At 39.7% G+C, this 12,812-nt stretch carries 12 protein-coding genes and 1 other annotated feature; all 12 genes read right to left on the bottom strand.

The window, feature by feature from the left end:
• Positions 1-51: 51 nt before the first annotated feature.
• Positions 52-1,017, bottom strand: coding sequence for a class I SAM-dependent methyltransferase (locus Q1K78_RS04370; RefSeq protein ID WP_300174818.1), 966 nt, complete (start codon positions 1,015-1,017; stop codon positions 52-54).
• Positions 1,014-1,700, bottom strand: coding sequence for a TIGR01621 family pseudouridine synthase (locus Q1K78_RS04375; protein WP_300174820.1), 687 nt, complete (start codon positions 1,698-1,700; stop codon positions 1,014-1,016). Before Q1K78_RS04375 ends, Q1K78_RS04370 begins: the two co-directional genes overlap by 4 nt.
• A gap of 115 nt (positions 1,701-1,815) precedes the next feature.
• Entirely contained in the window at positions 1,816-2,436 is a 621-nt protein-coding gene (gene hisIE, locus Q1K78_RS04380; protein ID WP_061002091.1) for a bifunctional phosphoribosyl-AMP cyclohydrolase/phosphoribosyl-ATP diphosphatase HisIE, read from the bottom strand.
• Positions 2,433-3,206 carry an imidazole glycerol phosphate synthase subunit HisF gene (gene hisF / locus Q1K78_RS04385; RefSeq protein WP_300174824.1) on the bottom strand — a complete coding sequence of 258 codons (774 nt, stop codon included), beginning with the start codon at positions 3,204-3,206 and terminating at the stop codon, positions 2,433-2,435. Before hisF ends, hisIE begins: the two co-directional genes overlap by 4 nt.
• Positions 3,188-3,925, bottom strand: coding sequence for a 1-(5-phosphoribosyl)-5-[(5-phosphoribosylamino)methylideneamino]imidazole-4-carboxamide isomerase (gene hisA / locus Q1K78_RS04390; protein WP_005418747.1), 738 nt, complete (start codon positions 3,923-3,925; stop codon positions 3,188-3,190). The genes hisF and hisA overlap by 19 nt, the downstream gene beginning before the upstream one ends.
• Positions 3,926-4,133: 208 nt before the next feature.
• Positions 4,134-4,748, bottom strand: coding sequence for an imidazole glycerol phosphate synthase subunit HisH (hisH, locus tag Q1K78_RS04395; RefSeq protein ID WP_300174832.1), 615 nt, complete (start codon positions 4,746-4,748; stop codon positions 4,134-4,136).
• An 8-nt stretch (positions 4,749-4,756) separates the two neighbouring features.
• A complete protein-coding gene (gene hisB, locus Q1K78_RS04400; RefSeq protein ID WP_300174834.1) occupies positions 4,757-5,830 on the bottom strand; it encodes a bifunctional histidinol-phosphatase/imidazoleglycerol-phosphate dehydratase HisB in 1,074 nt (357 codons plus the stop codon).
• 236 nt (positions 5,831-6,066) lie between these two features.
• On the bottom strand, positions 6,067-7,107 hold the full coding sequence (gene hisC, locus Q1K78_RS04405; protein ID WP_300174895.1) for a histidinol-phosphate transaminase: 1,041 nt from the start codon (positions 7,105-7,107) through the stop codon (positions 6,067-6,069).
• Between the two features lie 12 nt (positions 7,108-7,119).
• Entirely contained in the window at positions 7,120-8,451 is a 1,332-nt protein-coding gene (hisD, locus tag Q1K78_RS04410) for a histidinol dehydrogenase (protein ID WP_300174897.1), read from the bottom strand.
• Positions 8,452-8,456: 5 nt separating this feature from the next.
• On the bottom strand, positions 8,457-9,353 hold the full coding sequence (gene hisG / locus Q1K78_RS04415) for an ATP phosphoribosyltransferase (RefSeq protein WP_300174836.1): 897 nt from the start codon (positions 9,351-9,353) through the stop codon (positions 8,457-8,459).
• A 71-nt stretch (positions 9,354-9,424) separates the two neighbouring features.
• Positions 9,425-9,548: a sequence feature (His leader region), on the bottom strand.
• Positions 9,549-9,789: 241 nt separating this feature from the next.
• The gene (locus Q1K78_RS04420) at positions 9,790-10,824 is read right to left on the bottom strand and encodes a porin (protein ID WP_300174838.1); all 1,035 of its coding nucleotides are present in this window, start codon (positions 10,822-10,824) and stop codon (positions 9,790-9,792) included.
• Positions 10,825-11,419: 595 nt separating this feature from the next.
• Positions 11,420-12,433 (bottom strand): porin, encoded by a 1,014-nt coding sequence (locus Q1K78_RS04425; RefSeq protein ID WP_300174840.1) that lies wholly within the window; start codon positions 12,431-12,433, stop codon positions 11,420-11,422.
• Positions 12,434-12,812 lie beyond the last annotated feature (379 nt).

Raw genomic sequence — 12,812 nt, forward strand, 5'->3', positions numbered from 1 at the left:
ATCTGATAATGAGAGGGCTTTTCTGTAAATATTAATGTCTTATACTGAAAACTAACGTGTAAATAGCATCACTTTTAAACCACTTTCAGGATTGATATCAGCAAACTCAGGTGGGTTATCTAAACGCTCAATATATTTCAACTCTGGTGCTTCTTCTGCCATACCATCAATTAAGAAATCCGTTGATACTGCCGGTGAATTCACACACGCCAATACCTCTCCATTTTCTGTTAACAGATCTGGCAGACGACGTAAGATCTTTTGATAATCTTTAGTTAACGCAAAACTGCCTTTTTGAAAACTTGGCGGATCAATAATGATCAAGTCATACAAACCCAATTTCTTAATCTTTCCCCATGACTTAAATATATCATGACCTAAGAATTTTACTTTAGAAAGATCATGTTCATTTAAACGATGGTTATCACGGCCACGGCCTAATGATGCTTTCGCCATATCGAGGTTAACCACTTGAGTTGCACCACCAGCAATAGCAGCCACAGAGAAACCACAAGTATACGCAAATAAATTTAATACCGACTTGCCTTCGCTATGTGCTTGAACCCACTGGCGACCATAACGCATGTCTAAAAAGATCCCCATATTCTGGTTCTTTTTCAGCTCTAGTTGGTACTTTAAACCGTTTTCTTCAACGACAGGGTACGTATTTTCTTCTCCCCATACCACTTGTGTTGGCGCTAATTCTTGGTAACGATGCTGCAATAAGATAGAAGCCCCTTTTGCATTCGTCCATAACTCTGAGTCTGCAAATGCTTTTAGCCTAGCTTCTAACTCTTCTAAAAATTCAGGTTCTTGCTCTTTAAATAACGCCACTACTAGTTGACCTTGAGAGCCCTGCCCCTGAGAGTCTTTCGCTTGTAGCCAATCTACCGTAATTTGCTCTAATCCTTCAAAACATTGTCCACGACCATGGAATAAACGACGAAGCTCATTCTGTGGTGTTGCTAACTGCGCTTCTAAATGAGTAAATAACGTATCTAATGCTTCTATCTTCATGATTTCTTCTTAATCTCAGGCCAAGTTAATGTCCATGGTGTTTGCCACTGCGCTAATCCTGCTTGAATGGTGTCATCTTGCCACTCATCACCTTGTTTTGGTATTTCAACAAATTCAAACGCTTGCCCTTGATAGGTAAATCGCAAAGCATAAGCGTGTAAATAACCGCGATCAGACGTTGATGAGCTGTAAATAGAGTCGCCTAAAATACCAGAACCTACACTTTTTAAAGCCACTCGAATTTGATGAGTTTTACCTGTATGAGGCTTACATAAAAACAAGCGGTTGCCATCATGTGCTGCTGTTGAGAAAAACTGAGTTATCGCAGGGTTTTCTTTGCTATTTATTAACTTCCATGAAGAACGACGTGAACGCTCCATATCACCAATAACTAAGCCTTGTTTTTTCTTTGGTTTTTTATCGCCAATAGCTAAATAGTATTTTTCAACTAAGCGATTTGCAAACAATTGTGATAATTCACTGGCTGCAGATTGAGTACGTCCAATCAATAATAATCCTGACGTCATTTTGTCTAAACGATGAATAAGATACAGCTGTTTATCACCTGTAACTTTCCCGAGTTCGATTAATAATGAAGTGTCACCATCATCTTTATGAACACTAACATTAGGGTGTTTATTGATGACAAGAAAATCTGAATTTTGATAAAGGATATCGAACATTGGCGCTCCTAAAATTGAGCGCAGAGTATAGCGAGGTTAGTTTCTCAATTCCAACAAAAACGCCGATCAGATGATCGGCGTTATCTTTGAATCTACGTCATTCAGAACGATAGACTTACTTATGACGTTCTTTTAGTTTGTTGATCACATCATCAAACGACAAACCTTGATCTTGAAGCAAAACAAACAAGTGATACATCAAATCCGCAGATTCACATACTAGCTCCGCCTTGTCACCCGACGTCGCTGCAAGCGCGACTTCAACGCCTTCTTCGCCAACTTTCTGCGAAATACGTTTGGTGCCACGGGCATAGAGACTTGCTGTGTAAGAGGAATCAGGATCAGCATTCTTACGCTCGGCAAGTAGCTGTTCCAACTGATGAAGCCACACCAATTGTGTCTCTTCTGTTTTATCGCCATCCCAACAAGTGGTTGTTCCTGTATGGCACGTTGGGCCTACTGGATTGACTTTAATAAGCAAAGTATCGTTATCACAATCTAAAGAGATATTGACTAGATTTAGGCTATTGCCAGACTCTTCACCTTTGGTCCATAGACGATTTTTAGTGCGAGAAAAAAACGTTACCTTCTCTGTTTCTAATGTTTTCGACAATGCTTCTTGGTTCATGTAACCCATCATCAATACTTGGCTTGAACCAAAATCTTGAATAATTGCAGGCACTAACCCGTCCACTTTTTCCCAATCAATTCGTGTTGCTAATTCTTGTTGGCTCATCGGCGCACCTCTACATCCTGTTGGGCTAAATATTCTTTCAACTCACCAATATTGATGATTTGTTTATGAAAGACCGATGCCGCTAATGCACCGTCCACGTTTGTTTTTTTATACGCATCGGCAAAGTGAACCATTTCACCCGCTCCGCCTGATGCGATTAATGGCACATGGCACACTTCACGCACCATGTTTAACTGTTCAAGATCGTAACCGTTACGCACACCATCTTGGTTCATCATATTAAGTACGATTTCACCCGCACCGCGTTTTTGTACTTCTTGCACCCAATCTTTGGTTTCCCATTTAGTTGCTTTGGTTCGTTCTTCATCACCCGTAAATTGGTAAACTTGGTACTTACCCGTTTCTTTATCAAAGTATGAATCAATACCAACAACGATACATTGAACGCCAAATTTGTCCGCAAGCTCCGTAATGAGTTCAGGATTAGCCAGTGCCGGTGAGTTAATAGATACTTTATCAGCACCAAACTCTAAAATCCTCGCGGCATCTTCTGCTGATTTAATACCACCAGCAACGCAGAAAGGGATATCAATCACTTCTGCCACACGCGCCACCCAGCTTTTATCTACGACGCGACCATCACTTGATGCAGTAATATCATAAAAAACTAACTCATCGGCACCTTCTTCAGCATAACGCTGCGCCAGAGGAACAATATCACCAATGATCTCGTGATTACGAAACTGAACGCCTTTTACTACCTGACCATCTTTTACATCAAGACAAGGGATTATTCGCTTTGCCAACATTGGAATGCCTCCTCTGCGGTGAACTTGCCATCAAGCAGTGCTCGTCCAACAATGACTCCTGCAACACCGGAGCCTTTCAAAGCCGCAATATCATCCAATGAGCCAATGCCACCTGAAGATTGGAATTGCACTTGTGGGTACTGTTTACATAGATCTACGTACAGCTCTACGTTTGAACCTTGCAGTGTGCCGTCACGTGAAATATCAGTACATAATACGTGCTTAAGGCCAACGGTTAGATAATCTTCAAGCAGTGCTTCAATAGTCACGCCAGAGTCTTCTTGCCAGCCTGAAATCGCCACATTACGCGTGCCGTTTTCATCAATGTTGATATCTAGCGCTAATACGATTTTTTCTGCGCCGTATTTTTCCATCCAACCTTTAACAAGCTCTGGCTGTTTTACCGCAGTAGAGCCGACAACCACACGTTGTGCGCCTGCATTCAATAAATCTTGTACATCCGCTTCGTTACGTACACCACCACCGATTTGAATATTGGCAGGGGTACTTGCTAATAAGCGTGCAATTAAGTCGAGTTGACGCGCTGTTGTGTCTTTTGCGCCCGTTAAATCCACAAGGTGCAGCCAATTAGCGCCTGCTTGGTGATACAGATTGAACTGCTCAGCCGGATCGACTTTGTATTCTGTTACTTGCCCGTAGTCGCCTTGAAATAAACGGACTACTTGGCCTTCAATTAAATCTAATGCTGGAATGATCATAAATATCCTTTTACGCCTCACTCTACTGTGAGTTCCTAATTTTTATTTACGCTATCAAATACTGTACTTTCAGAGTAATAGAGTTCAGATCGCTTCGCTTGAAGAATTCAGAAAAACCGCTTTGGCATTAATAATCCCCTCACCTTTCTCTGAATTCTGCAAGGGAGCTTGCGACCGATCTGAACTCTTTTATTTTGAACCCTGCCTTTTACAACTCCAAAAAGTTCTGAATAAGCTTTGAGCCCACTTTACTTGAGCGCTCTGGATGAAACTGAACACCGTAATAATTACCCACTTGTAATGCGGCGGTAAATTGCTGTCCATAGTCACAAGAAGCAATAGTGTAATCACCCACTTGCATGCCAAAGCTGTGTACGAAGTAAAAGTAACTGTTCTCTGGAATATCTTTAAATAACGGATGACCATCGACAGGCTTAATCGTGTTCCAACCCATGTGAGGCAGGGGTAAATCACCCGTTTGAAGCTTACGAACTTCACCGTCACATAGGCCTAAGCAATCCACAATTTGATCTGCTTTTTGGCCTTTCTCTTCAGAGAGCTTACCTAGCAGTTGCATACCTAAACAGATACCCAATAGCGGCTTTTCAACTTGTTTTACTAATTCAATAAGATCTCGCTCAGCCAAGTTTTTCATCGCCTCGCTTGCCGTACCAACACCCGGTAAAAACAGCTTTTCTGCTGCTAATACCACTTGTGGATCTCTGCTTATCGTAACGTCATAACCCAAACGCTCAATCGCAAATCTCACTGATGATACGTTAGAGCAGCCTGTATCAATAATAACGACATTTTGCTTTGTCATAGTCACTCCTACAATACGCCTTTTGAGCTTGGCAATTCATTACCTTCCACTTTAATCGCTTGGCGTAACGTACGACCAAACGCTTTAAATAAGCTTTCAATAATGTGGTGATCATTATGACCTGCAGAAGAAAGGTGTAATGTACAAGCAAGGGTATCTGTTAATGAGCGGAAGAAATGAACCACCATTTCTGTTGATAAATCCCCTACTTGATCACGACTAAATTCCGCATCAAATTTTAGATATGGACGGCCTGATAAATCCAACGCACACTGCGCTAAACACTCATCCATTGGTAAGCTGAAACCAAAACGACCAATGCCACGCTTATCTCCTAACGCTTCTTTTAACGCTTCACCTAAAGCAAGCGCTGTATCTTCAATAGTGTGGTGATCATCAATGTGTAAGTCGCCGTCCACATTGATCTTCATTTGGAAGCCGCCATGTGTGGCAATTTGATCAAGCATGTGATCAAAGAAGCCAAGACCCGTTGAGATTGTATTACCGCCTTGTTCATCCAAATTAACAAAGACTTTGATATCGGTTTCTTTGGTGGTGCGGATCACTTCAGCAGTACGAGCATTTACCATCAGATCTTTTAGGATCGCAGGCCAGTTCATTGTCTCAGGGTGATATTGAATACCACGGATTGCCATGTTCTCAGCCAATTGAAGATCCGTTTGGCGATCACCAATCACAACCGAGTGTTGAAAATCAACTTTTCCACCTTGAAGGTACTCTTTTACCATACCCAATTTTGGTTTACGGCATGAGCAGTTATCTTCTTCAAAGTGAGGACAGATCAGAACATCATCAAACTTCACACCTTGAGATTCAAAGAACTCCATCATCATATTGTGTGGCGCATCGAACTCATCTTGTGGATAGCTATCTGTACCCAAACCATCTTGGTTGGTGACCATCACTAAACGGTAACCGGCATCTTGAAGAGACAGCAGAGAAGGAATAACCAGAGGCTCAAATTTTAACTTATCTAAACGGTCTACTTGAAAATCGACAGGCGGTTCAACAATTAAGGTGCCGTCACGGTCGATAAATAAAATCTTTTGTTGTTTGCTCACAGGAACGTCCTTTTAATTTTTCTAATTCTATTATTGATAGCCCCAAGCCTTATTCCTAGGCTTAGAGGATAAATTATACCAATCACAGTAAGTAAATGAGCAGTAATAGCGAAGGAAAAATGCTTGAGAACAAGGCAAAATTTTTCGATAGGTAGTTATTCTACAATCAAAAATTTTAACGCAGTTATCGAGCATTTTAACTAGCTAGGATGATCAGTTATTTACTACGATTGGTATTAGATTAATTGATTACGAATAAAACCCAATGTTTTTTCACACTCTTCGCGGTTACCAACACTAATACGCACACAATCTTTAATTGGTGAGTTACGTAAAATAATGCCGTGATCCCACGCGGCTTGAAACACTGCATCGCCATCAGAGAACTGCACTAATAAATAGTTACCCCAACCTTCATGAACAGTAACTCCATTCAATACCATTAATCCTGCGTGCAAATAAGCACGGTTGGCGCTTAAATCAAGCATTTGGTATTTCATGCGAGCTAAACCGGCTTCAGATAAGGCTTGAGTTGCAATATCAGCGACAGGGACTGGCACCGGATATGGGGCAATCACTTTCAGTAGTACATTAATCAGTTCTTCATTTGCTAATGTAAAACCACAACGTAAACCAGCCAAAGCAAATGCTTTAGATAGTGTACGCAAGATAGCAAGGTGCGGATAATCAGTAAGTAAATCAACTGTTGAGACTTCCAGACAGAAATCAATGTACGCCTCATCCATCACTACAATGGCACGATCTTTTGTCATCTCTAATAAAGACAAAATATCGTTACGATTGATCACATTGCCTGTTGGGTTATTTGGGCTACAGATAAAGACCAATTTTACGTTATCTAAATTTTGCTCAATCGATGGTAAATCCAATTGCCAATCAGAGGTTAACGGAACCATTTTTGTCTCTACACCAATGGTTTCTGCACTGATTGAATACATGCCATACGTTGGTGGACAATATAAAATCGCATCTTCATTTGGCTCACAGAACGCACGAACTAATAACTCGATACCCTCGTCTGCACCGCGAGAAGTTAGCACTTGTTCAGGCTTTACTTTTGCATAAGCCGCATAAGCATTAATCAACTCTGGAGGCTGACATTCACTGTAACGATTTAGTCGTGCAAAATTGAATTTGTATTCGTTATCAAATGGAGATTCATTGGCATTTAACCATACATCACCTGTTCCACCAATACGGCGAGCAGAGAGGTATGGTGTTAACGCTTGCACTTGTTTTCTGGCTAACTTTTCCATCATGAATTCCTATTAATTCGCTTCTAATTGATTTGCTTCAAGCTGATCTTTTTCTAGTTTAGCTAGTTTTTCAACTCGGATTGTTACCGCACGTTTGTGAGCGTCAAGCCCTTCCGCTTCGGCCATTGTTACTACTGTTGGTGCTAATCCTTTTAAACCATCTGCTGTCAATTCTTGCACTGTCATACGCTTAGAGAAATCAGCGAGACCAAGACTTGAATAGGTTCTGGTATAACCATAAGTCGGCAATACATGGTTAGTTCCTGATGCATAATCCCCTGCTGATTCTGGAGAATACTCACCTAAAAAAATAGATCCTGCATTATCTAGCAGTGGTAATAATTCACGTGGGTTTTTAGTTTGAACAATTAAGTGCTCAGGACCATAAAAGTTTGAGATTGAAACACATTGCGTCAATGATTCAGCAATAATCAATAAACTAGACCCTAGCGCTTGGCGAGCGATATCTGCACGAGTCAGTGTTTTTAATTGCTTTTCGATGGCATCAGCGACTTGATCAGCAATGATTGGTGATGGTGTAACTAAGATAACTTGTGAATCAGGACCGTGTTCAGCTTGGCTAAGAAGATCTGCCGCAATAAAATCAGGATCTGCCGTTTCATCAGCAATAACCAAGACTTCAGAAGGTCCCGCTGGCATATCAATAGCAGCACCACGAAAATCATTAGAAACTTGGCGTTTTGCTTCAGTGACATATGCGTTACCAGGGCCAAAGATCTTATCTACTTTAGAAACCGATTTTGTGCCATATGCCATAGCAGCAATCGCTTGTGCGCCACCAATGTTATACACCTCATCGACTTTACATAGTTTTGCAACGTATAAGATCTCATCAGCAATCGGCGGTGGTGAGCAAAGTACCACTTTATGACAACCCGCAATCTGCGCAGGAATACCTAACATTAATACTGTTGAAGGCAATGGCGCACTGCCACCCGGAATATATAGGCCGACTTTGTTCACTGGCATCGTAATTTGTTCACATACGACACCAGGTTGAGTTTCAACTTTGATTGGCTGAGGCTTTTGTGCTTTATGGAACTTTGAAATATTACTATAAGCTTGTTGCAGTGCCGCTTTCATCTTTTCAGATAAACGTTCACTCGCCGCGTCAATTTCTGCTGCTGAAACGCGAATAGAATCAGGTTTAACCCTATCAAACTTTTCAGTCAACGCTAACACGCCAGCATCACCGTCTTGTTTTACGGTATTTATCACACTGGTTACAGCGGCCGTTATATTAGCGCCTTCTGTAATAGCTGGACGTTGAAGCACCGTATCTTGTTGTGAGTCGCTTAATGATTGCCAAACTAGGGTTTTCATCATGGTTACTCCATCATCTTCTCAATTGGCAAGACAAGAATTGAACTTGCACCCAATGCTTTTAGTTGCTCCATCGTTTCCCAGAATAGATTTTCAGTACTCACTAGGTGAACAGCTACTTTCGCACCATCACTTGATAGAGGAAGCACGGTTGGATCTTCTGCACCCGGTAGTAGTGATTTAATCGCCTCTAACTTATCGGTTGGCGCGTGTAGCATGATGTACTTAGATTCTTTCGCTTGGATACAACCTTGCATACGAGTCAGTAATTTATCAATCAAGGCTGCTTTATCCGCATCAAACTCACCTTCACGTTGAATTAGCGTTGCTTTAGAGCGGAAGATCACTTCAACTTCTTTTAGGCCATTTGCTTCAAGGGTTGCGCCTGTTGAAACTAGATCGGCAATTGCATCAGATAGACCCGCTCGTGGAGCAACTTCAACAGAACCATTTAAAATACAAGTTGAGAATGGGATATTTTGCTCATCCATAAAGCTTTTAAGCAATTGTGGGTAAGTCGTTGCAATGCGTTTACCTGCAAGATCTTGTGGGCCGTTGTAGGTTTCATCTTTATCGATAGCGATAGATAAACGGCAACCACCGAAATCTAAACGGCGCAGTGTGGTGAATGCAGAAGCCTCGCCTAATGCTTTACGTTCTAGACGTACTTCTTCTAATTCGTTTTCGCCAATAACACCTAAGTCAACCACGCCATCCATGATAAGACTTGGAATATCATCATCACGAACTAATAGCAGATCGATTGGCATGTTTTCAGAATGAACCACTAGACGCTCACCTGAAATATTAAATTTCATACCACAGCGCTTAAATAGCTCTTGGCACTCTTTAGACAAACGTCCCTTTTTTTGAATCGCGATGCGTAATCGTTGTGCTGACATAATCTCTTCCTTGTAAAAATGTAATTCTAAATTTGTTGTGGTTATCTGTTACTAATGTTGGTCATAAAACGAAAAAACCCTCAGAAGTTTTACCTTCCGAGGGTTTGAAATTTTATTCATCGGAAGGAAATTCTAGTTGCCTTCCCGGATATGCATATCCTCCCGAAAGACTACTCAGGATGATGGTGGTGATGAATGTTCAGACCTTGAATACGCATAATTATAAACCTTTAGTAACAAATTGATTTTGTTTTTAACCTTGTAAACACATTAGCAAACTGTGGTTTTATTTCAACAAAAAAGATCAATTATTTTAAAGAAAGTTTTGATGTTATGAAAGGTTTAATAAATATACTTATATCTGACTTTTATTCAGACGAAAAAAAACCAGTCACAAGGACTGGCTTAATAATTTGGTTTACTTTAAATCAAGAGATTAGAAGTAGTAGTATGCAGCTGCGAATACGTGAGTTTCTTCTTCATCAAACATTTCTAGGTCTTGCTTAATATCAATACCCATGTCGATGTTTTTCGCCATTGTGTACATTGCTGCAATATTCACGTAAGAAGTATCAACATCTTGATAATTATTCTTTTCTGTTGTGTTTGCAGCATAACCCATAGCAAGTCTTAGATCTTCTGATACTGAGTAACCAGCTGATACGTAATAACCAGTCTCTTTCTTATTATCTGCATTGTTGCCAGATAGATCATCTGAATCGCCATTTTCGATCCAGAAGTTAGCGCCTAATGTTAGAGCACCTAGAGTTGTATTACCTGTTACAGTCATTACGTCGTAATCTGCATCATCACGCTTTTCATAACCAGCATAGATATTGAACATCTCTTGCTCAAGACCCACGTAACCACTTAAACCTTTGTCAGACGCTTTATGGCTATCTTTCGTTTCAAAGTAAGACACACCGTATGCGAAACCGCTAGTAGAGCCTTCAAATTTTGCAACATTGAATGCATCACCAGCATCACCAACATTAGCACCAAACTCGTACGTATTATCACCTGCACCGTCAATTGTATCTAACGCTGTATCATTTTCCCAACCAAAAGAAGCGATACCAAAGCCAGTATCAAAACCTAACCATGCTTTATCAACATCAGTTGCAGGACCAGACTCAATACCGTTAACCCACCCAGCTGTATTAACATTTGCAGCAACATCATGCTTAGTTGCGTAGTTCAACATTAGGTCAGTTTCAAAATAACCAACAATGCGGTTGTTACGGTAGTTAACTGCTAGCGTTAGGCCAGTAGCCCAATCATCATAAAATGCTTTAGAACCTGTGTCGTAATAACCACCAACGCCAACAGAACCAGATACAGAGAACTGGTCTTTGTGCATTGGGTCAAATGCAAACATTGCATCATTTTTGCTGTTTTGGCTGCTTGTATCAACAGCAAAAGCTGAAGCTGAGATACTTGCGATTGCAAGCGCTAAAAGAGTCTTTTTCATAATAAGTCCACTGCCTTTTCTTAGAAAGATTGGAAATCCGATTTCCGGTTCCATTATTTTAGAGCGCTACAGCTACATCTAATGTGCGACTTGTTAGCGTCTCTGTTTCTGGACGCTACTTTGCTAAAGTTTTCTCATTGTGTCAACGCGCAAAGTCAAGGAAAGTAAAAATTAATAAAGAGTTGCAATACATACACTTAATGCCAAGTATATAGAAGTGTGACCTACTTCAAATCATAAAATATAAATTTATATAAATTACCGTAACGCATTACCCACACAGAAAGCGCATAACTCACTAATAAATTAGGGTTAATAATATAAATATACCTAAATTACCGATATTTTAGCGGTAAGAGCGCTTAATGTTTATAAATAGAAATATAGATAGAAATACAAGCAAAAAAAATGTCATCCTGAGTGAATTATTTTCCAAATATCAGAACGACAATACAGTTTTTGTAAGAAAGGATAAAAATTAATTGTGATCTATGATCCACTTTATAACCTATTTAAAGCATCCATAAACGCCTCACTTAAAAAAGAACAAAAAAAACTGACCATTAGGTCAGCTTTAATATCTATAATATTAGAACTAGAAGTAATAATAGCCAGCTGCAAACACGTAAGTTTCTTCGTCAGCAGCACCGGCATCAAGATCTTGACGAATATCAACACCCATATCCATATTACTAGCTAACGTGTACATTGCTGCAACGTTCATGTAAGAGTAATCAGTCTCTACGTTTGAAATATCTTTAGTATTAGCGGCATAACCAGCCGCTAATGTTAGGTCTTCACTTAACGTATAACCAGCAGATAAATAATAACCAGTATTTTCTTTATTTGTAATATTCTTACCAGTTAAATCTTTAGCATCGCCATCTTCAATCCAGAAGTTTGCACCTAACTTAACAACACCAAGATTAACATTACCAGTAACAGTAATTACATCATATTCAGCTTCATCACGTGTTTCATAACCAGCATAAACATTAAAAATTTCTTGTTCAATACCAACGTAACCATTCACACCTTTATCGGCAGTAACATGGATATCACCAGTTTCAAAGTAAGAAACACCGTAAGCAAAACCGCTTGTTGAACCTTGGAATTTTACAACATTAAAACCATCAGATGCGTCACCAGCAGAGGCACCGAACTCGTATGTATTATCACCAGCACCATCAATAGCATCAAGAGCGGTATCATTTTCCCAACCAAAAGATGCAATACCAAAACCAGTATCAAAACCTAACCATGCTTTATCTACATCAGTAGCAAATTCAGATCCTTTATTTAAAACAGGTGATGTTTTACTGTCAGTTGTATAATTCAGCATAAAATCAGTTTCAAAATAACCAATAATACGATTGTTACGGTAATTAACTGCAAGAGTTAAACCAGTAGCCCAGTCGTCATAAAGTGCTTTAGATTTTGTATCGTAATAACCACCAACACCTACAGAACCTGACACAGAAAACTGATCTTTATGCATAGAATCAAATGCAAACATTTCATCATTCTTACTGTTTTGGCTACTTGTATCAACAGCAAAAGCTGAAGTTGAGATACTTGCGATTGCTAGAGCTACTAGAGTCTTTTTCATAATAATCCACTGCCTTTTCTTAAAAGATTTGGAAATCCGTTTTCCGGTTCCATGTATTTATGTGATTTTATTCTGCACCGACCAACACATCTAACTGTGTGATTAATCAGAGATTCTGAATTCGAAAGCTACTTTGCAAAATCTTAGCTCACATGTCAACGAAAGGTAAAAAAACAACAAAAAATACAAACCAATAAAAAACAATAACTTAAATATAAGCGATCTAGTTTCCGACACGGCGCACACATCAAAATTAAATTGAATGTAAATATTTATTTCTCACCATAAAAGAATTTAAATCCAAAAAAAACAGTAAAACATAGTAACCACCAGCATAAAATACCAAAATAAGAACGAAAAATAGAAATTAACGCAATCT

The organism is uncultured Aliivibrio sp., assembly GCF_946479765.1.
Taxonomy (GTDB): domain Bacteria; phylum Pseudomonadota; class Gammaproteobacteria; order Enterobacterales; family Vibrionaceae; genus Aliivibrio.